Source organism: Lentzea sp. NPDC004789 (assembly GCF_053601075.1).
In genome coordinates, this window is record NZ_JBSGBE010000008.1 from 220,923 (window position 1) to 243,779 (window position 22,857).

17 protein-coding genes are annotated in these 22,857 nt (G+C 69.6%); 7 read left to right on the forward strand and 10 right to left on the reverse strand.

The window, feature by feature from the left end:
- Position 1: 1 nt before the first annotated feature.
- The 3 genes from ACWEIJ_RS20690 to ACWEIJ_RS20700 form a co-directional block, all read right to left on the reverse strand.
- Positions 2-2,014 carry an ABC transporter permease gene (locus tag ACWEIJ_RS20690; RefSeq protein ID WP_449838804.1) on the reverse strand — a complete coding sequence of 671 codons (2,013 nt, stop codon included), beginning with the start codon at positions 2,012-2,014 and terminating at the stop codon, positions 2-4.
- Positions 2,011-3,435 carry an ABC transporter substrate-binding protein gene (locus ACWEIJ_RS20695; protein WP_449838805.1) on the reverse strand — a complete coding sequence of 475 codons (1,425 nt, stop codon included), beginning with the start codon at positions 3,433-3,435 and terminating at the stop codon, positions 2,011-2,013. Before ACWEIJ_RS20695 ends, ACWEIJ_RS20690 begins: the two co-directional genes overlap by 4 nt.
- A 113-nt stretch (positions 3,436-3,548) precedes the next feature.
- Positions 3,549-4,259, reverse strand: coding sequence for a FadR/GntR family transcriptional regulator (locus ACWEIJ_RS20700; protein WP_449838806.1), 711 nt, complete (start codon positions 4,257-4,259; stop codon positions 3,549-3,551).
- Between the two features lie 109 nt (positions 4,260-4,368).
- On the opposite strand from ACWEIJ_RS20700, the gene ACWEIJ_RS20705 reads away from it, so the two are divergent.
- A complete protein-coding gene (locus ACWEIJ_RS20705; protein ID WP_449838807.1) occupies positions 4,369-5,526 on the forward strand; it encodes a mandelate racemase/muconate lactonizing enzyme family protein in 1,158 nt (385 codons plus the stop codon).
- A gap of 15 nt (positions 5,527-5,541) precedes the next feature.
- On the opposite strand, the gene ACWEIJ_RS20710 is transcribed toward ACWEIJ_RS20705, so the two are convergent.
- The 3 genes from ACWEIJ_RS20710 to ACWEIJ_RS20720 all read right to left on the reverse strand — a co-directional run bounded on the left by ACWEIJ_RS20710 (position 5,542) and on the right by ACWEIJ_RS20720 (position 8,628).
- On the reverse strand, positions 5,542-6,519 hold the full coding sequence (locus tag ACWEIJ_RS20710; protein WP_449838808.1) for a hypothetical protein: 978 nt from the start codon (positions 6,517-6,519) through the stop codon (positions 5,542-5,544).
- Positions 6,516-7,013, reverse strand: coding sequence for a SigE family RNA polymerase sigma factor (locus ACWEIJ_RS20715; protein WP_449838809.1), 498 nt, complete (start codon positions 7,011-7,013; stop codon positions 6,516-6,518). The genes ACWEIJ_RS20710 and ACWEIJ_RS20715 overlap by 4 nt, the downstream gene beginning before the upstream one ends.
- Positions 7,014-7,107: 94 nt before the next feature.
- A complete protein-coding gene (locus ACWEIJ_RS20720; protein ID WP_449838810.1) occupies positions 7,108-8,628 on the reverse strand; it encodes a cellulase family glycosylhydrolase in 1,521 nt (506 codons plus the stop codon).
- Positions 8,629-8,856: 228 nt separating this feature from the next.
- On the opposite strand from ACWEIJ_RS20720, the gene ACWEIJ_RS20725 reads away from it, so the two are divergent.
- Positions 8,857-11,118: an autotransporter-associated beta strand repeat-containing protein gene (locus tag ACWEIJ_RS20725; RefSeq protein WP_449838811.1), complete on the forward strand. Its 2,262-nt coding sequence runs from the start codon at positions 8,857-8,859 to the stop codon at positions 11,116-11,118.
- Here the strand turns inward: ACWEIJ_RS20725 and ACWEIJ_RS20730 are convergent.
- Complete coding sequence (locus ACWEIJ_RS20730; protein WP_449838812.1) at positions 11,111-13,843, reverse strand: beta-L-arabinofuranosidase domain-containing protein; 2,733 nt, start codon at positions 13,841-13,843, stop codon at positions 11,111-11,113. The two genes, ACWEIJ_RS20725 and ACWEIJ_RS20730, sit on opposite strands and share 8 nt — an antisense overlap.
- Positions 13,844-14,595: 752 nt before the next feature.
- On the opposite strand from ACWEIJ_RS20730, the gene ACWEIJ_RS20735 reads away from it, so the two are divergent.
- From ACWEIJ_RS20735 to ACWEIJ_RS20745, 3 genes are all read left to right on the forward strand, one after another.
- On the forward strand, positions 14,596-16,164 hold the full coding sequence (locus ACWEIJ_RS20735; RefSeq protein WP_449838813.1) for an alpha-L-arabinofuranosidase B: 1,569 nt from the start codon (positions 14,596-14,598) through the stop codon (positions 16,162-16,164).
- A 125-nt stretch (positions 16,165-16,289) separates the two neighbouring features.
- Entirely contained in the window at positions 16,290-16,865 is a 576-nt protein-coding gene (locus tag ACWEIJ_RS20740; RefSeq protein WP_449838814.1) for a TetR/AcrR family transcriptional regulator, read from the forward strand.
- Between the two features lie 20 nt (positions 16,866-16,885).
- Positions 16,886-18,832: an ABC transporter ATP-binding protein gene (locus ACWEIJ_RS20745; RefSeq protein WP_449838932.1), complete on the forward strand. Its 1,947-nt coding sequence runs from the start codon at positions 16,886-16,888 to the stop codon at positions 18,830-18,832.
- A 3-nt stretch (positions 18,833-18,835) separates the two neighbouring features.
- Here ACWEIJ_RS20745 and ACWEIJ_RS20750 read toward each other — a convergent pair whose 3' ends face one another.
- On the reverse strand, positions 18,836-19,390 hold the full coding sequence (locus ACWEIJ_RS20750; protein ID WP_449838815.1) for a TetR/AcrR family transcriptional regulator: 555 nt from the start codon (positions 19,388-19,390) through the stop codon (positions 18,836-18,838).
- A 38-nt stretch (positions 19,391-19,428) separates the two neighbouring features.
- Between ACWEIJ_RS20750 and ACWEIJ_RS20755 the strand changes: the two genes are divergently transcribed.
- Positions 19,429-20,469, forward strand: coding sequence for an epoxide hydrolase family protein (locus ACWEIJ_RS20755; RefSeq protein WP_449838816.1), 1,041 nt, complete (start codon positions 19,429-19,431; stop codon positions 20,467-20,469).
- Here the strand turns inward: ACWEIJ_RS20755 and ACWEIJ_RS20760 are convergent.
- On the reverse strand, positions 20,466-21,536 hold the full coding sequence (locus tag ACWEIJ_RS20760; protein ID WP_449838817.1) for an alcohol dehydrogenase catalytic domain-containing protein: 1,071 nt from the start codon (positions 21,534-21,536) through the stop codon (positions 20,466-20,468). The two genes, ACWEIJ_RS20755 and ACWEIJ_RS20760, sit on opposite strands and share 4 nt — an antisense overlap.
- A gap of 96 nt (positions 21,537-21,632) precedes the next feature.
- Between ACWEIJ_RS20760 and ACWEIJ_RS20765 the strand changes: the two genes are divergently transcribed.
- Positions 21,633-22,520: a LysR family transcriptional regulator gene (locus tag ACWEIJ_RS20765; RefSeq protein WP_449838933.1), complete on the forward strand. Its 888-nt coding sequence runs from the start codon at positions 21,633-21,635 to the stop codon at positions 22,518-22,520.
- An 18-nt stretch (positions 22,521-22,538) separates the two neighbouring features.
- Here the strand turns inward: ACWEIJ_RS20765 and ACWEIJ_RS20770 are convergent, their stop codons facing one another.
- The gene (locus ACWEIJ_RS20770; protein ID WP_449838818.1) at positions 22,539-22,802 is read right to left on the reverse strand and encodes a ubiquitin carboxyl-terminal hydrolase 14; all 264 of its coding nucleotides are present in this window, start codon (positions 22,800-22,802) and stop codon (positions 22,539-22,541) included.
- Positions 22,803-22,857: the final 55 nt, after the last annotated feature.

Consider the following 22,857-nt stretch of genomic DNA (forward strand, 5'->3'; position numbering starts at 1 on the left):
CTCACCCCTTCACGGCCCCGGCGGTGAGGCCCTCGGTCAGGAACCGCTGCCCGAACCCGTACATGAGCACGACCGGGACGCTGATCATCAGCGAGGCCGCGGCCAGCTGTCCCTGCGGCACCACGTCACCGAAGATCATCGACTGCATGCCGACGGGCAGCGTCTTGTAGTCGTCCTTGGTGATGAACACGAACGCGAACAGGAACTCGTTCCACGCGTTGGTGAGCGTGAACAGCGCGACCGCGAGCAGCCCCGGTTTGGCCAGCGGCAGCACGATCCGCACGAACGCGCCGAACCGCGTGCAGCCGTCGACCAGCGCGGCCTCCTCCAGGTCGGCCGGGATCGACTTGAAGTACCCGACGAGCAGCCACGTCGCGAACGGCAGCGTGAACGTCGGATACGCGAGCACGAGCGACCACAACGAGTCGTTGAGCCCGATCCCGCTCATCAGCTGGTACAGCGGGATGAACAGCAACGCGCCCGGCATCACGTAGGTGAGCAGGATCGTCACGGTGAAGCTCTCCGAGCCCCGGAACCTCAACCGCGCCAACGCGTATCCGGCCAGCGCCGCGCAGACCAGGGCGATCGCCGTGGAGGCCACCGACACCAGGATCGTGTTGACGTACCAGGTGCCGAACGCCCGGCCGGTGAACAGGTTCGTGAACTGCTCGGTCGTCCACGGCGTCGGCCAGAGGTCGTCGGTGCGCGCGACGATCTGGTCGTCGGACTTGAAGGCCGTGACCGTCATCCAGTAGAGCGGGGTGAGCACGAAACCCAGCAGCCCCAGGAGCGCGATCCCGCTGCCGGTGCCGCTGACCAGACGGGCGGCCAGCCGGTTGCCCCGCGCGGCGAGCACCGACACGAGCCGTCCGACCGCGGCCGCGAGCACCACGAACACGCCCAGCACGAGCGCGGCCTTCCACACGATGTGCGGCGACGCCCAGGCCAGCACGAGCACCGAGGCCACGACGACCACCCACGGCAACGCCCGGCGCTGGGCGGGCGTCAGCCGCCTGCGCCCCAGATCGCCTGCGCCAGGACGGTCGTTGCGGCGCATCATCCGCACGAGGATCACCACGAGGACGCCGATGATCGGCAGCATCACCAGCGTGACCGCCGCGCCCGCGCCCAGCTGCAGCTGCTGGATGGCCTTCGAGTAGGCCACCATCACGTACGGCGCGGTGGCGTCCCCCGGTCCGCCCTGGGTCATCAGCCAGATCAGGTCGAAGTTGTTGAACGTCCAGATCGACGACAACAGCACCGTCACGATCATGATGTTGCGCAGCCCCGGCAACGTGATGTGCACGAAGCGCTGCCACGGCGACGCACCGTCCACAACGGCCGCTTCGTACAGGCTGCCGTCGATGGCCTTGAGCCCGGCCAGGAACGTCACCGCGAAGAACGGGATGCCCTTCCAGACGTTGACCAGGATGACCGCCGGCAGCGCGAGCGCGGGATCGGACAGCCACTCCGCGGGCCACCGGTCGACGAGCCCGATCGCCGCGAGTGCGGGCCCGATGCCCGAGTCGGTCAGCAGGACGTTGACGCTGCCGAAGATCGGGTCGAACAGGGACCGCCAGGTGAAGGCCGTGACCACCGTCGGCACCACCCACGGCAGCAGGATCACCCCGGCGACGACCGCCCGGCCGCGCCGCAGGTGGTGCAGCATCATCGCGGCGATGAGGCCGAGGGTCACCTTGAAGATCTCGGCGTACGCGGTGAAGACGAACGAGTTCAGCACGCCCTTGTGGAACAGGGCGTCGCCGACAAGGGCGGTGTAGTTGTCCAGCCCGACGAACACCGTCTCGGCACCGTGGCGTTCGGTGACGCTGGTGAGCGCCGAGCTGACGATCGGGACCAGGATCAGGCCCGCGACCAGCACCAGCGTCGGTCCGATGAACACCGCCGCGAGCCGCCAGTCACGCCCGAGCAGCCGCTGCGACCTGGTGAGCGAGGAGGACGACGGACTCTGCGCCGAACGGACCGGCGCCGGCCGCGTGCGCAGGACGGTCACTGCTTGTAGCCCTGCTGCTCGAAGATCTGGACGATCCGGCCGTGCGTCGTGGCGACGGCCTCGGCCGGCTTGGTGCCCTGGATGACCGACTGCATCATGTCGGTCAGCACGTAGGCGGCGACGGCGGCCTGCTCGCCGGGACTCGGCGCCTGGGGGAACGCGAAACCCGTGCTGGTCTTCACCGGGAGCGGCGTGCGGGTCTGCTCCCGCAGCGCCGGGAACGCCGGGTCACCGCTGGTGTAGTACGGGTCGGAGTCCCACACCTTCTCCCACGAGGGGTTGACCAGGCACGGCGCTCCCTTCGCCACACCGAGCAGCGCGCTCCCGCCGACCATGAACTTCGCCACCAGCCTGGCGAGATCGGGGTTCTTCGCCCCCTTGAACACGACGAACGAGTTGGACTCGCCGTACGCGAGCGGCTTGTCGAGCGCCGGACCGGTGGCGCCGTTGAACACGTGCGTGTTGCCGTAGACCGGGTTGTTCTTGGTCTTCGAGTCGGCGTAGACGCTGAACTGGTTGAGCGTGAGCCCCAGGATCTGGGCCAGCCAGTTCTCGTTGTTGCTCGAGTCGGTCCAGCTGCCGACGCCGGGTGGCAGCATCGGCGTGTACTTCGGGTTCGTGTAGATGTCGCCGATGAACGTGACGGCGGCGACGGTCTCCGGCGAGTTGAACACGACCTTCGTGCCGGTGTTGTCCGCGATCGCCCCGCCGTAGGTGTTGATGACGTTGGTGATGAAGCCGTTGGCGTCGCCGGACCGGTTCACCGTGAGGCCCCAGCCGAAGCGCTTCTTCGCCGGGTCGGAGACCTCCAACGCGTTGTCCCGCAACTCCTCCCACGTGTAGTGGGGTTTGAGCGGGAGCCCCTTCTCCGTGTACCAGTCCTTGCGCAGGTACATCGCGGTGGCGATGAAGTGGTACGGGATCGCGAACCAGCGACCGCCGAACACGCAGTAGGTGCTCGCCTCTGTCGCGGGTTCCCCGTAGAGCTTGCGCATCTCGTCGACCACGTCGGTGACGTCGGTGAGGGCGCCGAGGTTGTGCAGCTGGCCGACGAACCGCCGGTCGCTCACGAAGGCCAGGTCGCGGCTGGTGCCCGCCTTCACCTCGGCGTCCATCTTCGCGACCATGTCACCGGCGTCACCGGAGACCAGGTCGTTGTGGATCGTGGTGCCGGTGGCCTGTGCGAACGCCTGCAGCGACTTGTCCAGCGCCTTGTTGGCGGACTCCGAGTACAGCTTCTGCGACAGCATCCCCACCGACCCGCCGCGCAGTGCGGCGGCCTGGTCGAGCAGCGCCTGGGGCACCTGGACGTCGACCTGCGACGCGGGCGCCGGTCCACCTCCGCAGCCAGCGAGACCGAGTACGCCCAGCGCGCTCATCCCGAGGAACGTGCGCCTGGACAAGTCCGACTTCTCTTCCATGACCACTCCTCTCGCGTCCGGTCGAGCGGACGCTTGCCGACGGGGCGACAGTGCAACCGGCGGGACAGCGAGGCTCGCTGCCGGATCGTTCATGCGGCGAGGGATGCGGTGCGCTAGCGACGCCGAGCGGCCCGCTTGGTCTGCTTCCCCTTCTCGGCGATGAGGGTGGAGTAGTTGTTGCTCAGGTGTCTGCGCATCGCCGCGCGGGCACCCTCCGGGTCGCGCGCCACGAGAGCCTCGTAGATCTCCGCGTGCTCGGCGGTGGCGCGGCACAGCCCGGCCGGCGCCTCGTTGGTGATGCGCCGGCTGGCCGTGCCGAGCCAGCGGGCGGAGTACATGATCCGGTCGAGGATGCGGTTGTCCGCCGCCCGGCAGATCTCCATGTGGAACTCGTGGTCGACCTCAAGATAGGCGTTGGGATCCGACTCGAGTTCCGACATGCGGCCGATCTCGGCCCTGAGCCGCTCCAGTGTCTCGTCGGTGACGCCGGCCGCGGCCATCGCGGCCAGCTCGGGTTCGAGCAGCACGCGCATCTGGTGCAGCTCCTGCAAAAGCTCGCCGACGATCTCCGCGGGCAGCCACTCGATCAGCAACGGGCTCAGGTAGTCCCACTCCGCGCGGGGACGCACGACGACGCGGCGGCCCTGCGCGACCTCGACGATGTCCAGCGAGGCAAGGATCTTGAGCGTCTCCCGCGCGACCACGCGGGACACCCCGAACTCCCGGGAGATGTCGAGCTCGGACGGCGCCCGGCCGTCCGCGATGTCACCGCTGACGATGCGCCGGGTCAGGTGTGCCGCCACCTGGACCGGAAGAGTCCGCACCTTGACAGCGTCCAGAGACTCTTGTCTCCTTTGCATGTCATCAGCTTATAGGACAAGTTCGACGCCGCGACAGTCCGTTCACCCGCACAACCGGACGACGGGGAGAGCAATGCGGATCGTCAACGTCACGACGGCAGTGGTGGCCTACCACGGTCAGGCCACGCTCGTGCGAATCGACACCGACGAGGGCCTCAGCGGGTTCGGCGAGGCCAATCCCGACGCCGGCGCGGGTGCCGTCGTCGGAATGATCAACTCCCTCACCCCGCTGCTGCTCGGCGAGGACCCGCGCAACGTCGAGCGGTGCTGGGAGAAGCTGCGCCGCAACAACGTCTTCGCGGGCGCCCAGGGCGGGGTGTTCGTGATCGCCCTGTCCGGCATCGAACTCGCGCTGTGGGACCTCGCGGGAAAGGCCGCCGAGCAGCCTGTCCACCGGCTGCTCGGCGGGAAGTTCCGCGACCGCATCCGCCTCTACGCCGACTGCGGCGACGGCGACGACCCGGCCGGCTCGACCGCCGGCTGCGTCGACCGGGCGCAGCGGATGGTCGCCGAAGGCTTCACCGCCCTCAAGTTCGACGTCGACAACCTCAACCACCCCAACAAGTTCGACGCGTTCAACCACACGATCAACGCCGCCGAGCTGCGCTCGATGGTCGAACGCGTGGCCGCCGTCCGCGAGGCGATCGGGCCGGACGTCGACCTGGCGATCGACCTGCACGCCCGCTACGACGTGCCGAGCGCGTGCCGGATCTCGTGGGAGCTGGAGCCGTTCGACCTGATGTGGCTGGAGGAACCGCTGCCCGCGGAGAACGTCGACGCGCTGGTGCGGGTGCGCGCCCAGACCCGGACGCCGATCTGCGCGGGCGAGAACCTCTACCTGCGGTGGGGATTCCGCGAGCTGCTCGAACGCGGTGCCGTGGACGTGATCGAGCCGGACGTGCCGAAGTGCGGTGGCCTCGCCGAGGCCAAGAAGATCGCCAACCTCGCGGAGCTGCACTACATCCCCTTCGCACCGCACCTGGTGTCGACACCGCTGGGCACGATGGCGACGTCGCACCAGTGCGCGGCGATCCCCAACTTCTTCGTCCAGGAGTGGCACGCCCTCGACGAGCGCGCGGTGTGGGACAGCTACGTCCACGCGCCCGACGGGAGCGGTTCGATCGTCAAGGACGGCTACATCACCCTTCCCGACACCCCGGGCATCGGCGTGGAACTCGACCTGGACGGCGTGCGGGCCCACGCCGTCCCGGGCTACGGGGTGTTCGAGTAGCGATCACCCCTCTGCTCACCGGGGAACGAGTGTCACGTCCCAGTCGCCGGTGGTGCGTTCGGGAATCGCGGTGATCTTGACGGACTGCCCCTCCGAAAGCCCGCGGCGGTCCCCGTCGAAGGAGGGCCACTCGGCCTGCGTGGCGCACACGCTGTAGGTCCAGCAGGAGAGGTCGATGAACTGAATGTCGTTGACGAGCACCCGGATCCTGCCCGGCGTGTTCAGGTGCGCCAGCAGCAGGCTGTGGCCGCCGGGCCACGCGACGGTGGCCTCCTTCGCCGCGGTGGGGTCGGCCGGGTCGGCCTGCAGCTTCACCAACGGCTTGGTGATCGGCCCGAGCCGGCCCTCGTTGATGTTCTGCAGCGTCGGTGGCCGCGGCGGGAACGAGTACTCGTTCACCGGCACCGTCTCGCCGACGCCGAGTGCGAACGCACCACGGGCCGGGAGTGGCAGCAACGATGGCGACCCAGGGCCGAACTCGCCCTGCTCGCCGAGCACCGTCAGGGTGATCACGGTCGGCTGTCCCACCACCACACCCAGCGGGCTCCAGTCCGGCGTCATGGTCGCGCCGCCGCAGCTGCTCTGCTCCATCAACGGCCGGTCGTTGACCGTGACGGTCACGAGCAGGGCCCTGTTGCGGTCACCCACGTCGCACTGGGTGAACACCTTGAGGTCCAACGACTTCGGGACGAACCGCACGGTGACGCTGGTCGACGGTAGATCTCCCCACGCCTGGGCCGTGAGCCGGGTGCCCGACTGGTACTCCGGCAGGCTGCGCGGCGGTACCGCGGGTTCGGGTGACGGGCCTCGGCCGGGGAGCACCGCATAGACGATGCCCACCAGCGCCAGCACGACGCAGGCGACACCGGCGACCGCCCTGCGCCGCCGGGTGGCGGCGACCCTCGCCCGCACCCCCGCCATCCGCGCGTCGTGGGCCGAGTCCGGCAGCTCGGCGCGGGCGTGCAGCACCTCGCTGAGGTCGGTCAGGTTCATCGCCGCACCCCTTCGAACGTGGTAACCGTGTCGTCCAGCCGCAGCTTGGCCAGCGCCTTGCTCGCCTGGCTCTTGACCGTGCCGACCGAACAGCCGAGCAGCGCGGCCACCTGTGCCTCGGTGAGGTCCTCGTAGAACCGCAGCACCAGCACGGCCCGCTGCCTGCGCGGCAACCGGCCGAGCGCGTGCCAGAGCCACTCGCGGTCGCCCACCGCGTCCTGCGGGGACTCGCCTGGCAGTTCCGGGAGCTCGCCGGTGGGCTCCTCGCCTCTCCACCGTCGTCGCCACCACGTGGCGTGGGTGTTCACGATGATCCGCCGCACGTACGGTTCCGGATCACCGTTGACGCGGTGCCAGGCCCGCCACGCCCGCGCGAGCGCGGTCTGCAGCAGGTCCTCCGCGTGCCCCGCGTCCCGCGTCAGCAGGAACGCCGTCCGCAGCAGCCGTGGCGACGCGCTGGCCACGAACTCCTCGAACCCAACAGGTGCACTCACATCGCGGCCTTTCGCCTCGGTCCGTCACCGTGGTTACCAGCCGGGCCGCGGGAATGGTTGCCCCGATCGCACGCCGAGATCGAGCTCAGGTACGTTACCTGGTGGCGTACGGGTCTTGACTGAGCAAGTGGGCCTTGTAGCCCTCGCCGACGCCGGGTTCCGGCGTGCCGTTCCAGTCCTTGATCAGCACGGCGCCGGTGCTGCAGCCCCACGGGTTCCAGGTCCACGCCAGGTAGCTCAGGTGGTGCGCGTCGGCCCAGTCCGCCAGCTGCCGCATGTAGTCGAACCCGCAGTTGTCCTGGCCGAACTCCCCGATCACGACGGGCACCTGCTCGGCGACCGGGGCGACCTGGCTGTCCCAGCAGGACTGCGCGGCGCAGGCGTTGTTGCTGTAGGAGTGCCAGGACGCCGCGATGTTGTGCAACGGGTCATTCGGCTTGTGGGACAGCCACTCCCGCATGTCGTTGGCCCACTCGAGGCCGCCGAGCATGAGCACGTTGGTCGCGCCGGTCGCCCGCACCGCGTCGACCAGCTTCTGCATGCCGGCGGTCTCGTACGGAAGACCGGTGCACATGCCCCCGTCGCGCCAGCACTGCCAGCCCAGGGTCTTGTTCCAGTCACTGGCGATCTCCGGGTACGGCTCGTTGAACAGGTCGAAGACGACGGCGTCGTTGCCCTTGAACGCGGTGGCGACGCCGGTCCAGAACTGCGGGGCGTACCGCGCGTCCGGCATCGGCTTCTGGCACACCGCGTGCTCGTCCTTGCAGTGCCAGTCCGGCCCGGTCGGGTAGGCGCCCCAGGTCCAGTGCAGGTCGAGGATCACGTTGATCCCGTTGGCCACCAACAGGTTCACGTAGTCCTTGACGGCCTGCTGGTAGGCGGCACCGCCAGGTGAGCCGTTGACGCCCAGCCAGCACTCCTCGTTCAGCGGGACGCGGACCGCGTGGATGTTCCAGGTCTTCATCGCGGTCACCGACGCCTGGTCGACCGGACCGCCGTCCCACATGCCCTTGCCCTGCACGCAGGCGAACTCGCCGCTGGACCGGCTCACCCCCAGCAGCCGGTACGGCTCGCCCTTCGCGGTGACGATCCTGTTGCCGGAGACGTGCAGCGCCGGTGCGGGACCGTCGACCGGCGGGGTGGTCGTGGTGGTGGTGGTGGTGGTCGTCGTCGGGCCGGTGCCGGTGCACGCGGCACCGTTGACGGCGAAGTCCGTCGGCTTCGCGTTGCTGCCGCTGTAGGAGAAGTTCGCCCCCGTGCTGACGCTGCCGCCCGCCGGGACGGAGCTGTTCCAGCTCAGGGCGGTGACGGTGATCTTCTTGCCCGACTGGGACCAGTCACCGTTCCAGCCGTTCTGCAGCCTCTGGTCGCCGGCGTAGGTGTAGGTCAGCGTCCAGCCGTCGATCGCGGACGAACCGAGATTCGCGATGGTCACGCCGGCGCCGAACCCGCTGCCCCAGTCGTTGGTCGTGTAGTCGACCCGGCACGCGAACGGGGCCGCCGCGCTCGTGCCGCTCGCCCACGATCCGCCCGCCGCCGTCAGGACCGTGCAGGTGATGGACACCGCCGCGGCCAAGGCGGCGAGCGCGGTGCGGCGTTTGCTGGTTCCCGGCATCAGCACTCCTTCGTGCGAGTCACGGGCAGCACCCTGGGAGCGCTCCCAGCACTGACGGTAGCGAAGATGCCGCTGCACGTGAAGACCCGTCCGCACCGCCCGCGTCGCCGATCCCCTTCTGCGCCAACAACTCTGTCCGGCATCTGGCAGCGCGCTTGACATGATCCAAGCAGCCGCGAACACTGGCCGCGCCTCAAATGTGAACGTTAACATCATGGAGTCGACCACGTGCGCGCAAAGCATGACGGCTGCTCGGTTTCGGTGGCGGTGACAGCGGTTCTCCTGGCCGCGCTCTGCTCGCCGAGCGCGGTCGCGCAACCCGGCGGCCGCGACGTCACCGCCGACATCCGGGCGAACCGCAACGTCACGCTGAGCGGGGACGCCGTCGTGCGGCTGCCCGGAGGCGTCAGCACCTACTCGGGCGTGATCTCCGGCGAGGGCACCTTCACCGTCGGCGGAACCGGCACCTTGGTGCTGATGAAGAACAGCGACTTCACCCTGCCCAAGGACCGCCGCCGGCAGAAGGTCGTCACCGTCGGCGGCAACCACCCGGTCACCACGATCGAGAACCCCGACCCGCCCGCGGTGATCGTGCAACGCGGCGCGACCCTGCAGTACGGCGACGGATCGGGCGGCGACGGCGCCATCGTGCACGTCACCCAGGCGCCCGAACTGGCGCTGAACGCGCTCAACCACCAGGTCGACGGCACCCTGGACCTCGCGCTGCGCTCACGGCTGAACCTGGGCGTCATCAGCGGGTCCGGCCTCGTCAAGCAGCGCAGGGGCACCTGGCCCGGCATCGACCTGCCGGGCACGCACCCGTTCTCGGGCACGCTCTACGTCGGTACCGGCGCGGACTACGGCAGCCTGCACTACCTGACCGCCCTGCCGCACGTGCGCAAGGTGGTCAACCAGGGCTCGTTCATCCACAACGCCCCGGACCGCGAGGTGGTCACCGACGCCGCCGACATCTACTCGCAGTTCTACGGCAACGACATCAACTTCCACACCTGGGGCTCCGGCGTGGTGCGGATGTCGGGCGTGTACAGCTGGTCGGACAACGGATCGGACACCGACCCCGCGCTCAGCGACCCGTCCCGCAACTTCGCCTCCGTGCCGCACCGCGACAACAAGCGCGGCATCAACATCGAGGGCGCCACGGTGACCTGGGGCGACGGCACCCACAACCGCTTCTTCCTGCCCGGCAACGAGAACACCGTCTACATCAACATGCACGCGGACAACAGCGGCGCCCGCAGCCTGCTGACGTTCGACTACAACGGACCGGTCACCCTGGACGCGCCCATCTCCGGGGGCAGGTACCACGACACGATGGCGGACGTGGGCCGCGGCGACGTCGTCATCGCGGCGACCCGCGGCAACGCGGTCACCTTCACCGCGCCGCAGAACTACGACGGTGACACGACGATCGGGGACGGCGCGTCGCTGCGGCTCGGGGACGGCAGCCCGCAGGGCGACAGCGCGCTGCGGCCCACCGGCAAGATCGTCGACAACGGCGAGCTGATCGTGCAGAACGCCGCCAAGGGCGCCGAGCTCGGCCGCATCGGCGGCAAGGGTTCGATGACGCAGGCCGGTCCGGCCGCCACCACCCTCACCGGCGACCTCACCTACACCGGCAGGACCACGGTGAAGGCGGGCACGCTCGCGGTCACCGGCGGCACCCTCGCCGCGAGCACCGCGGTCGACCTGCCGGCGGCCGGGGCGACGCTGGACCTCACCAAGACCGGCGACCAGACGATCAACAACCTCTCCGGCGCCGAGGGCAGCACGGTCGCGGCCGGCCGCACCCTGACCGTCCACGCCACGACCGCCACGACGTTCGGCGGCACCATGACCGCCGCCGAAGCCATCACCAAGACCGGCCAGGAAACGCTCACCCTCACCGGCTCGCACACGACGCCGGGCGTTGCGTGGACCGTCCGGGAGGGAACGGTCGCGCTGCCCGGATCCGTGCAGGCCCGGCAGTTCGGCGTGGAACCCTCCGGCACGCTGCGGGCCACCGGCACCGTGGAGGGCGCGGTGGACAACGCCGGCACGGTCGCGGCCGACGGCCTGACCGTGCGCGGCGCTTACACCCAACGGTCAGGCGCGCGCCTGACCGCGACCCGGATGAGCGTCACCGGCCCGGTGACGCTCGCGGGCACCTTCGAGCCGGACCCGGCGCACGCCCCCGGCGTGATCATCGACAACCGGGGAACCGACCAGGTCAGCGGCACCTTCGACGGTCTGCCGGAAGGTGCCGCGGTCGGCCGGTTCCACCTCACCTACCGCGGCGGTGACGGCAACGACGTCGCGCTGGCGGGCGATGCCGCTCCGACGGCGACGGACGCCACCTCCACGGCGGCCGCGAGCCTGTCGCGGTTCGGGCCGTGGTGGTGGCTCTCCGCCGCCGTGGTGCTCGCGGTGCTGATCGCGCTCGCGTTCCTGCTGCGCCGGCGGCGCGAGCGCAGGCGCCCCGAGGTCAGATGAACCGCCAGAGGTGGTCGTTGGTGCCGTTGTCGTCCCAGATCACCACTTGCGCGCCTCGTGCGGTGGAGGCACCGCTGACGCCGAGCACCCGGCCGCCGTTGGCGCACTGGATGCGGAAGTAGCCGCCCGTGCCGTAGCGCAGGCGCCACCTGTGGTCGTTGGCGCCGTCGTCGGTGAACTGCTGGACGCGGGCGCCGTTGCCGGTGGCCGCGCCTTCGACGCCGAGCACCTTGCCGCTGTTGCCGTTGCGCAGCCGGAAGTAGCCGTCGGTGTCGAGCACCGCGGTCCACAGGTGGTCGGCGGTGCCGTTGTCGTCCCACTGGATCACCAGACCACCGTCCGATGTAGACATGCCCTGCACGCCGAGGAGGAGCCCGCTGCCCAGGTTCTGGACGCGCCGGGTGCCGGTGGGCACGAACCGCCAGTTGTTGTCCGCGCTGCCGTCGTCCGGTACCTGGACCGCCTGAGCGCCCTGTGCGGTGGACCCGCCGAGGATGCCCAGCACCTTGGCGCTGTTGGCGTTGCGGAGCTTGTGGGTGCCGTCGCCGTTGTCGGCGATCGTCCAGCGGTGGTCGGCGGTGCCGTTGTCCGCCCACTGCAGCACGCGGGCGTCGTCCGCCGTGGACATCTTGTCCACGCCCAGGACCTTGTCGCTGTTGAGGTTGCGCAGCCGGACCATCGTGCCGTCGGGCACCAGCTGCCAGTTGTGGTCGGCGGTGCCGTTGTCACCCCATTGCAGGGCGTCCGCGCCGTCCGTTGTGGACATGCCGCGAACGCCGAGCACCAGGCCGCTGGCGGCGTTGAACAACCGGTAGCCGGCGTTGTTCCCGATGTTCCAGTAAACGGTGTAGTTGAACCCGTGGGCGTCGTAGAACGGGCCGAGGTCGACCTTCGCCCCGTCGGCCGTGGCGGTGAACGTCAGCGCCGACGTGCTGGTGCGGGTGATGGACGCGGGGTTGAGCGACGGCAACGTGCTGAACACCTTGTCGCCGTAGTTGCCGGACAACACCACGGGGCCGTAGGTAACCGCAGCGACGTCGGGGTTGTCGTTGGAGGGCTGCACGACCACGCGCATCGGCAGGCGCACGGTGACGGTGTCACCCGAGGCCCACGAGCGGGTCAGGCTCGCGTAGGTGCCCGGTGTGGCGGTGATGTTCTGAGCGACGCCGTTGACGCTGACGGTCGCGCCGCTGGTCCACGAGGGGATGCGCAGGCGCATGGTCCACGAGCCGCTCGCGTTGCCCGTCACGGTCAGGGTGGTGGTGTCGCCGACCGGGAAGTTCGTGGTCTGCGTGACCGTGATCCCGCGGTCCTGCCAGTCGAGCACCGAGGCCGTGTAGAGGTTCACGGTCAGCGTGGTGCCGTTGTGGAAGTAGACGGAGTCGGCCAGGCGCGTGTTGACCTCCAGCGCGGTGCCCTGGCAGCACCAGAAGGTGCCGTAGTCGGTGCTGAAGCTGCCGCCGCCCAGACCGGGACCTGTCACACCCCGGTGGGCGCCGGGGTTGAGCGCGGTGAAGTAGCAGACGTGGCCGTGGCTGCTGCTCGGATCCTGCTGGCCCAGCAGGTGGTTGAGCAACGCCCGTTCGTAGAAGTCGAAGTACGAAGCCTTGTCCGGGGCCAGCAGCCACAGCTCCCTGGTCAGCTTCAGCATGTTGTAGCTGTTGCACGCCTCGCACGTGTCGGTCCTGAGGTAGCCGGCGATGGCGTTCGGGGCGCGGAAGTGCTCGGCCTGGCTGTTGCCACCGATCGCGTAGGTGTGCGCGCCGACCGTGATGTCCCAGGCGTTTCCGGCGATGTCGCGGTAACGCGTGGTGCCGGTGGCCTTGTACTCCCGCGCCGCGCCGATCCACTTGGGCACCTGGGTGTTGGCGTGCAGGCCGTTGAGCTTGTCCTGGCCGGCCGCCAGCGGGTCGAACACCGCCGCGTGGTCGAACCGTTGTGCCACGGTCAGCCACCGGGAGTCGCCCGTCTGCTGGTACAGGTCGGCGAGCACGGCGTTCATGCCGCCGAACTCGGTCTGCAGCGCGGCCTGCATCTGGGTCGCGCTCAACCGGGCGGTGCGCCAGTCCACCCAGCCCGCGAACGCCAGCAGCACGTCCCTCGCCTCGGTGTTGCCGATGTAGCGCCACACGTCGAGCAGGCCGGCCAGCGTCTTGTGCAGGCAGTAGTACGGCACCCCCTTGGGCTTTCCCGACTCCAGCAGGTCGAAGTCGGACTCCGGGAACCCGGACAGGTAGCCGGTGTTGAACCCGGCCGCGGCGTTGTTGGCCTGGCACTTGGCCAGCTCCGCGACCATCTGGTTCGCCTTGTCCCGGCACGTGGTGTCGCCGAGAACCGCCCAGGCGTTGGCCCACGCGCTGAGGAAGTGACCGTTGCTGTGGCTGCGGAAGTCGAAGTTCGGCGCCTCCCAGCCACCGCACGCCACCGCGCCGTTGGTCGACAGCCCGTGGTTGGCGCGGAAGTTGTAGAGCAACCGTTCGACGTCGATGAACCGCAGGTACGACAGCGTCCTGTTCTGGTTGTCCAGCCAGCGGCTCGCCGTGAGCCGGACCTGGCCGAGGTCGAACGCGAACGCCGCCGCGCCGACGTCGGCGCGGGCCGGTGGCACCACCGCCGCCCCGGCGACCGGGGTCAACGAAGGAACCAGGGCGGGCACGGCGGTCGCGAGGGCGGCGACACCCGCGGCCTGCAGCAGTCTGCGACGGTTCAGGGCTGAAGAGGACATGTTGCTCCTGGGTCCACTGCCGCCGCTGCGCGAACAGCCGCGGGCACGCCTTTGGTCGATGGGATGGCAGGCCGAAGCCCGGATTCTCGTTGCGAGGGCGTCGGTTCGGTCAGCGTGGGACGGTCGGCACGGCGGGCGCGGTCGTCATCTGCGCGGGCATCGCATTGTCGACAACCTCTCGGCCGGGGTTGCGCGGTCCTAGCCACCGGACAGGTGTTATCGCTAACAGGACGACCCGTGCGGCAGGTCGTCGTCCGATTGCGTTGCGGCGTATAGGTAACCTCCGCGTAGACGCCTTGTCAACAGTCCGACACAGGGGCATGTCTGCCCGAACGTGCGAAATCTGTTAGCGCTAACAGGACACATCGGACACAATCCGCCCGTATTGGACCGGTTCGCACGACCGACAACGATGACAAGGGCCATACCGGCGTTCTCGCAACTTGAGGTTCGCCAGCTGCACCGGAGCACAACCCGTTGACGTGAAAGTTGCCGTCATGTTCTCATCTAACTCAACCGACAAATGTTAGCGCTAACAATTTGTCCACCCATTCACACGCATTCACACGCTCACTCCTCCATCGCCCCGCTCAACGAAGATCGGAGCACGTCGTGGACCAACGAGCACATCCGACCGGTCGACAGTCCTTTTTGCACTGACGCAGCGGTCCGCGCCCGTTCCGGCACACCACTTCGGCTTTCAGCCGGCCACCTCCGCATGACGTGCTGATTCCGCAACGAAGGAGTTCTTCATGTCCGAACCGCTGCCGACCCGCCGCGCCAAACGCGCATTCCTCGCCGCGGGCGCCACCGCCGCGCTCGCCGCCGCCGTGCTCACCTCCACGGCCGCCACCTCGCAGGCCGCCACCCAGGGGCCGTGCGACATCTACGCCGCGGGCAACACCCCCTGCGTCGCCGCCCACAGCACGACCCGTGCCCTGTACGGCAACTACAACGGCCCGCTGTACCAGGTCAAGCGCGCCTCCGACAACGCGACCAGGGACATCGGCCTGCTGAGCACCGGCGGCTACGCCGACGCCACCGCGCAGGACTCGTTCTGCGCCGGCACCAGCTGCGTCATCACGGTCATCTACGACCAGTCCCCCAAGCACAACAACCTCGCGCAGGCGCCCAAGGGCCACTTCTCGGGACCGGCCGAGGGCGGCGCCGACAACATGGCCAACGCCTTCGAAGCACCCATCACGGTCGGCGGCCACAAGGCGTACGGCGTCTACGTGGCCCCCGGAACCGGCTACCGGAACAACAACACGAACGGCATCGCGACCGGTGACCAGCCGGAGGGCATGTACGCGATCTTCGACGGCACGCACTTCAACGGCGGCTGCTGCTTCGACTACGGCAACGCCGAGACGAGCGGCAACGACGACGGCAACGGCACCATGGAGGCCATCTACTTCGGCAACAACAAGGGCTGGGGCACGGGCAGCGGCAACGGTCCGTGGATCATGGCCGACCTGGAGAACGGCCTGTTCTCCGGCGTGAGCCCGAAGTTCAACGCCGGCGACCCGACCGTCACCGACCGGTTCCTGACCGCCATCGTCAAGGGCGGCCCGAACCAGTGGGCCATCCGCGGTGGCAACGCCCAGTCCGGCGGTCTGTCGACCTTCTACAACGGCGTGCGTCCCAACGTGGCCGGCTACAACCCGATGAAGAAGCAGGGTGCGATCCTCCTCGGCATCGGCGGCGACAACAGCAACGGCGCCGCCGGCACCTTCTACGAGGGAGTCATGACGTCGGGCTACCCCTCGGACGCCACCGAGAACGCCGTGCAGGCCAACATCACCGCGGCCGGCTACAGCAGCGGTTCGACGAGCACCGGCTCACTGACCCCCGGCTCCCGGATCTCACTGCAGGCCACCACCGCGCCCTGCTGCACCTCGCACTACCTGCGCCACAACGATGCCGACTCCAAGGTCGTCATCTCCTCCATCAACTCCTCCAGCTCGGCCACCGACAAGGCCGACGCCACCTGGATCGTGCGCGCCGGCCTGGCCAACACCTCGTGCCTGTCGTTCGAGTCCACCGACAGGCCCGGCCAGTTCCTGCGCCACTACAACTACCAGCTCTACCTGAACTACGACGACGGCGGCAGCGCGTTCGCGAAGGACGCCACCTTCTGCCCCACCACGGGCAACAGCGGCACCGGCAACTCGTTCCAGTCCGTCAACTTCCCGACGAAGTACCTGCGCCACTACAACTACACCGCCTACATCGCCAGCAACGGCGGCGCCAACGCCTGGGACTCCACGACCTCGTGGGCCCAGGACACCAGTTGGCTCACCGCGTCTCCCTGGAGCTGACCGAACGCCCGGTGTTCCCGTCCTCGGCGGGAGCACCGGGCAATACCCGCTTGACGGAGTGAGCGCTCACTCCGCACCATGGGTGCATGACACCAGCATCGGAAACTCGGCGAAGAGCGCCGAGCATGAGCGCCGAGGACCGGCGCGCCATGATCGTGCACGCGGTGCTGCCGCTCCTGATCGAGCACGGCGCGAACGTGACGAGCAGCCAGATCGCCCGCGCCGCCGGCATCGGCGAGGGCACCATCTTCCGCGCGTTCAAGGACAAGGACGAGCTGTTCGACGCCTGCACGGCCGAGGCCCTGCGGCCCGACCACGTGCTCGACGCCATCGCCGAGATCCCCGTGGACCAGCCGTTGGAGGACCGGCTCGTCGAAGCCGCCGAGGCGCTCGGCGCGCACCTCGAACGGATGGGCGCGCTGATGGGCGCCCTGCACGCGTCCGGCCGGGTCAAGCACCGCGACCCCGAACAGCGCCGCACCGCGAAGGGTGGCCGTCGCGAGTCGATGGCCGCCATCCGAGAGGCCATCGTCGAGCTGTTCACGCCGGAGAAGGACCGGCTGCGGCTGCCGCCCGAGCAGCTCGCCGGCCTCTTCCTGACCTTGTTGTTCGGCGGCCGCAGGCTGGCGCCGGACGTCGGTGCGCCCACCACGCGCCAGGTGGTCGACTTCTTCCTGCACGGCGCCGTGGAGGCCGGATGATGCCGGGCGGTGGGGGCGGCATCGAGTTCGTGCTGAGCCGGCGCGGCCGCCGCCGGCACGCCACGACGGTGCCGGACAGCGGGCTCACCGGCCCGGTCGACATTCCCGAACCGAAGCAGGACGACGAGCCGAAGGACCTGCGCTCCCGGCTGAAGCGCGCGAGGACGTCCGTGGCGGGCACCGTCCGCGGCCTGCCGAAGGTCGCGAAGCTGACGTGGCAGGCCAGCCCCGTCCTGACCGTGCTGCTGGCGCTGATCACGCTGATGTCCGGGCTCATGCCGACCGTGACCGCGTACATCGCGAAGCTGCTGCTGGACTCCGTCGTCGCGGCGATCCAGCACACCGGCACCACGCGCGACATCGCGAACATCGCGTTGCTGCAGTTCGGCGTATTGGCCGCGACCGCGATCAGCAGCGCGCTCACGTCCATCGCGCAGTCGTTGCTGCAGGAGCGCATGACGCTGACGATCCGCCACCGGGTGATGGCGCACGCCAGCGAGCTGCACCTCGCCTACTTCGAGGGCTCGGCGTCGTACGACATGCTGCGTCAGGCCGCGCAGGAGGCGCCGACGCGGCCGCTGTCGATGATGAACTCCGCGCTGGGGCTCCTGCGGACGCTCATCACGTTCGGCAGCATGATCGCGTTGCTCGTCTCGATCAGCCCGCTGCTGGCCCTGGTCGCGCTGCTGGCGCCGATCCCGGCGTTCATCTCGCAGTCGAAGTACGGTTCGCGCGCGTTCTGGCTGACGTTCATGATGTCGCCGATCAAGCGGCGCATGGACTACCTGTCGTCTTTGGTCACCACGGACACCTACGCCAAGGAGACGAAGCTGTTCGGGCTCGGCCCGTACTTCGTCGACCGCTTCCTCCGGCTCGGCACCGTCTCCTACCAGCGGCAGCGGAAGCTGACGATCAACCGCAACATCAGCTCGACGTCCTGGGGCCTGCTGAGCACGCTCGCGGGTTCGGCGATCATGTTCTACATCGCGCTGGAAGCGGTCGGCGGACGGCTCACGCTGGGAGACCTGGCGCTGTACACGGCCGCGGCGGCATCCGTGCAGGCATCGGTGTCCGGGCTGTTCACGGCGTTCTCCGGGATGTACGAGAACAACCTCTACCTCGACACGCTGTACCGGTTCCTGGACACGAAACCGGAGATCACCGCACCGCCGTCACCGCGCCCGATGCCGTCCACCGTGGAGGGTCACATCGAGTTCGACTCGGTGACCTTCAGCTACCCCGGCGCCGAGGAACCCGCGCTGGACGACGTGAGCTTCGAGATCCGGCCCGGCGAGACGGTGGCGGTGGTGGGCCGCAACGGCGCGGGCAAGTCGACGTTGTTCAAGCTGCTCTGCCGGCTCTACGACCCGACCGGCGGCCGCATCCTGCTCGACGGCGTCGACATCCGCGAGTACGACCCCGTCGACCTGCGCACGCGGATCAGCGCGATGTTCCAGGACTACGTGACGTACCAGGGCACGGCTGCGGAGAACATCGGCCTCGGCGACCTCACGCGGCTCGAGGACCGGCCGCACATCGAGGACTCGGCCCGCCGGGCCGGCGCGGACGAGCGGATCGAACGGCTGCCCCGCGGGTACGACAGCCCGCTCGGCCGCTGGTTCGACCAGGGGGTGAGCCTGTCTGGCGGTGAGTGGCAGAAGATCGCGCTGGCCAGGGCGTTCCAGCGGGAGGCACCGATCCTGGTGCTCGACGAGCCGACCTCGGCGCTGGACGCGCAGGCCGAGCACGACCTGTTCTCGCGGCTGCGGGAGCTCTCGGAGGGCCGCACCACGCTCTACATCTCGCACCGGTTCTCCACCGTGCGGCAGGCGGAGCGGATCCTGTTGCTGGAACACGGGAAGGTCGCCGAGTACGGAACGCACGAGGAGCTGATGGCGGCCGGGGCGGGGTACGCCGAGCTGTTCACGTTGCAGGCGAAGGCCTACCTGGACGAAGTGCCCGGCTGAGCCTCACCCGTCGACGAGACGCTGGATGGTGACTCCCAGCCACGCCTCGAGTTCTGCGGGGTCGCCGAGCGCGGACCGCAGAACTCGAAAGCGGGCGGACACACCGAGAACGAACGCGTCGATGGCCGCGGCTTTGCCGTGCGCCTCGGCGTCGCTCATTCCGCTGTCGCGCAGGTACCGGTGCAGTGGCGCCAACGAGTTGGTGTCGAGGAACGTCGCGAGGGCCTCCGCCGCCTCCGGCCGTTCGCCGGACGCGCGCTGCAGCACCAGCAAGGGATCGTCGCCCTGCTGACCGAACCACCGTTGGACGATGTTCGCCGCGAGACGCCGCCCCAGTGCGGACGGATCGCCGTCGAAGGAGTCCTCGACCGGGATCTCCACCTGGCTCGCCGCCAGGAACAGGCCGTCCTTGCCGTCGAAGTAGCGCGTGATGAGGTTCGGCGACACCCCGGCCGCGTCGGCGATGCCCTTGACCGTGACCGCGGTGTACCCGTGCCGGGCGAACTGCCGCCGTGCCTGCTCGAGGATCCGCGTCTTCGTCATCGCCGCATCTCGCATGTGTACGACCATACACGTCGATGTGTATGGTCGTACACATGACCGACGAGATCCGTCAACGACTCCACCGGACGCGACGCGTGACAACGCCGTGGGGCGGTGACGAGACACGGGGTATCACCGAAACCGCCCTCGACGACCTGCTCGAACACTGGGCGAACGGCTACGACTGGAGCACCCACGAACGCCGCATCGCCGCGCTCCCCTGGGAAACGGTGCCGGTCGGGGAGGAAGACCTCCGCGTCGTCCACCAGCGAGCCGGGAACGCGGATGCCCCGGTCGTGGTGCTGCTGCACGGCTGGCCGGACTCGGTGCTGCGCTTCGAGCGCATCCTGCCCCTGCTGACCGACGTGCACGTGGTGGTTCCCGCGTTGCCCGGCTTTCCTTTCGCGCCACCGCTGCGCACCGCCGGCATCTCCGCCGGCCGCATCGCCGGGATGGTGGCGGTCGCCATGGCCGAACTCGGCTACGAGCGGTACACGGTGTCCGGCGGCGACATTGGAGGCACGGTCGCGGAGATCCTCGCGACCGAACACCCGGACCGGGTGGCCGCGCTCCACCTGACGAACGTGGCTCCGCAACGAGCGCTGACCGCGGACCCGGCGACGCTCCCGTCCGACGCGGCGGCCTACCTCAACCGGACGGCGCAGTGGTTCCGCACCGAAGGCGCGTACATCGCCGTGCAGTCGACGCGGCCGAACACCCTGGCCGTGGCACTCGGCGACTCCCCCGCCGGCCTGGCCGCGTGGCTCGGCGAGAAGCTGCTGTCCTGGTCGGACGGTCCGGCCTTCACCTCGGACGACCTGCTCACCTGGATCACCGCCTACTGGGTCACCGGCACGATCGGCACGTCGTTCACCACGTACACCGAACCCGGCGCGCTTCCCGGCCGGATCGAGGCCCCGACGGTGTTCTCGGTGTTCCCGCACGACATCAAGCCGGAACCGCGAAGCTACGCCGAGGCGTTCCTCAACGTGCGCGAGTACGTGGAACACGCCGCGGGCGGCCACTTCGCCGCCTGGGAACAGCCTGCGGCCTACGTCGAGGACCTGCGCCGCGCGGTCGCACTCGGCAGTTAGCGCGGGATGAGCACCGTGCGGTCGAACGGGCCTGCGTGGGAGGCGGCGTGGGCGAGTGCTTCGTTGACCTGGTCGAGGGTGAAGCAGGTGACGCGCTCGGCGGCGAGGTCCACCAGTCCCGCGGCGATCAGGCGGATCATGCCGACGTTCGCCGTGCGCGGGTACATCCACTGCCCGCGCACGGTGACCGAGTTGCGCATGATCCAGGGGTAGGGCAGCGCGAGGTCCGCGCCGCCCAGCATGCCGACGCCGCCCATCAGCACCACCCGTCCGCCCTCGCGGACAGCCATGGCCGCCGCCCGTGCCACAGAACTGGGCGCGCGGGGCGGCAGGAGGTCGAGCACCACGTCGATCGGACCCCCTGCGGTCATCGCCGCACGGTCGGCGTCTTCGTCGCCGGTGAGCTCAACTGGGCTCACCCGCGCGCCGAACCGGTCGGCGAGCAGGTCGAGCGCGGCGCGGTTGCGGCCTGGCGCCACCACCCGTCCCGCGCCCATGGCCAGTGCGATGGCCACCGCGGTGCTGCCCAGGTTGCCGGTCGCGCCGCTGACCAGCAGCGTCTCCCCGGGTTCGAGACCGCCGGCCAGCAGGCCGCCGTAGGGAATGGTGTAGGCGGTGAGCGCGGACCACCTCGCCGGGTCGGCCGTCGCCGGCAGTGCGTGGACGTTCTCCGTGGGAACGCGCATGAGTTCGGCGAACGACCCGTCGTGCAGGTGGCGGGCCAGCCGTGCGCCGCCCTCGCCGCGGGAGCTCCAGCCCTGCAACGCGATGTCCGGTGTCAGCGCGTCGTCACGGGCACGCACCGTCGTGTCGCACCACACCAGGTCTCCCGCGGCCAGCTTGGTGGCGTCCGGTCCCGCCGCCACCACCCGGCCGACGCCACCGACCCCCGGGACCATCGGCAGTTCGATCGGATAACGCCGTTCACCGCTGAACACCTCGCCGGCGTACGGGGGAACCGAGGCCGCGAGCACCTCGACGAGCACCTCGCCTCCGCCGGCTCGCGGGTCCGGCACGTCGCCGACGGTGAGCGGGTGGCCGAGGGCGGTCAATGTCGCTGCTCGCATCGGAAGAACTCCTTCACGTCTGTTCGTCTTCGACGTTAGGAACGAACCCGTCATGCGGGAAGCGAAGATCTGGCATCTCTGGTATGCGTGATCAGCATGGACGTGTCGAGCGCGAGCCTGCGGGTGCTGTGCCGGATCGCCGAGTCGGGCAGCTTCACCGCGGCGGCCGCCCAGCTGGGGTACACGCAGTCGGCGATCTCCCGTCAGGCGGTCGCCCTGGAACGCAGCGCGGGCGTCGCGCTGTTCGAACGACGGCCGGACGGGGTGCGGCTCACCCCTCAGGGACTGACGCTGCTACGCCATGCCAGGACGATCCTGGCGTCCGTCGACGCGGCCGGCCGGGACCTCTCGGGTGAAGCCCGCGCGGAACCGGTGCGGCTCGGCATCGTCCCGAGCGCCGGCCCCGTCGTGCTGCCCGCCGCACTGGCCCGGCTCACCACGACCGCGCCGTGGCTCCACGTCACCACGAGGGAGGGCACCACGCCTGGTCTGGCCAGGGCGTTGCGCACCGGCTCGATCGACCTCGCGGTGCTGACCTCCCGGCCACCGCACCGGCCACCGGACGACGAGTCACCGCGGCTGCACCTCACGACCGTCCGGGACGTGGAACTCGTCGTGGCGGCGTCCGCGACCGGCACCTTCGCCGGCCGCACCTCGGTGCACGTCGACGAACTCGTCGAGGCGGCGTGGATCGCCACCCCCGCAACGGCTTTCGAGCCGCAGCTGGGCGTGTGGCCGGGCCTGCCGGGGCGAGCGCGCGTCGTCCACCACGCGAAGGACTGGCTGACGAAGCTCCACCTGGTCGCCGGGGACTTCGGCATCACCACCGTCCCGGCGGCCATGGCACCGGTGCTGCCGTCCGGCGTGACGACGCTGCGCGTCGAGGGCGCGCCGGCCGAGATCCGCCGAGTCCTCGTCGCCAGGCTCCCCGGCCCCGGCACACCGGCGGTCGCGGCGGTCACCGAAGCGATCACCGCCGGCTGACACCGCTGCCGCGGCAGGTCACACGAGCGTCTCGTCCACGAAGCACCAGCGCCAGGTCTCCCCCGGCTCGAACGAGCGGATGACCGGGTGCCCCTGGTCGGCGAAGTGCTTCGAGGCGTGCTTGGCGGGCGAGGAGTCGCAGCAACCGACCTTGCCGCAGCTCAGGCACAGCCGCAGGTGCACCCACCTGCCGCCGCTGGCCAGGCAGTCCTCACACCCCTCCGGCGTGGTGGGGGCGGGCTCGGGACCCAGCTCGGCGACGTGTTCGCAAGTAGTGGCCACGGCAAGACGTTACCTCGATTGCTGTGATCGGCGAGCTCTGGTGTTTGACTGAGCG

Coding starts and splice junctions, on each gene's coding strand:
- ACWEIJ_RS20740 (WP_449838814.1), top strand. CDS start 16,290: ATGAGCGCCGAGGACCGGCGCGCCATGATCGTGCACGCGGTGCTGCCG.
- ACWEIJ_RS20720 (WP_449838810.1), bottom strand. CDS start 8,628: ATGCCGGGAACCAGCAAACGCCGCACCGCGCTCGCCGCCTTGGCCGCG.
- ACWEIJ_RS20710 (WP_449838808.1), bottom strand. CDS start 6,519: ATGAACCTGACCGACCTCAGCGAGGTGCTGCACGCCCGCGCCGAGCTG.
- ACWEIJ_RS20735 (WP_449838813.1), top strand. CDS start 14,596: ATGTCCGAACCGCTGCCGACCCGCCGCGCCAAACGCGCATTCCTCGCC.
- ACWEIJ_RS20705 (WP_449838807.1), top strand. CDS start 4,369: ATGCGGATCGTCAACGTCACGACGGCAGTGGTGGCCTACCACGGTCAG.
- ACWEIJ_RS20730 (WP_449838812.1), bottom strand. CDS start 13,843: ATGTCCTCTTCAGCCCTGAACCGTCGCAGACTGCTGCAGGCCGCGGGT.
- ACWEIJ_RS20760 (WP_449838817.1), bottom strand. CDS start 21,536: ATGCGAGCAGCGACATTGACCGCCCTCGGCCACCCGCTCACCGTCGGC.
- ACWEIJ_RS20765 (WP_449838933.1), top strand. CDS start 21,633: ATGGACGTGTCGAGCGCGAGCCTGCGGGTGCTGTGCCGGATCGCCGAG.
- ACWEIJ_RS20750 (WP_449838815.1), bottom strand. CDS start 19,390: ATGCGAGATGCGGCGATGACGAAGACGCGGATCCTCGAGCAGGCACGG.
- ACWEIJ_RS20695 (WP_449838805.1), bottom strand. CDS start 3,435: ATGGAAGAGAAGTCGGACTTGTCCAGGCGCACGTTCCTCGGGATGAGC.
- ACWEIJ_RS20755 (WP_449838816.1), top strand. CDS start 19,429: ATGACCGACGAGATCCGTCAACGACTCCACCGGACGCGACGCGTGACA.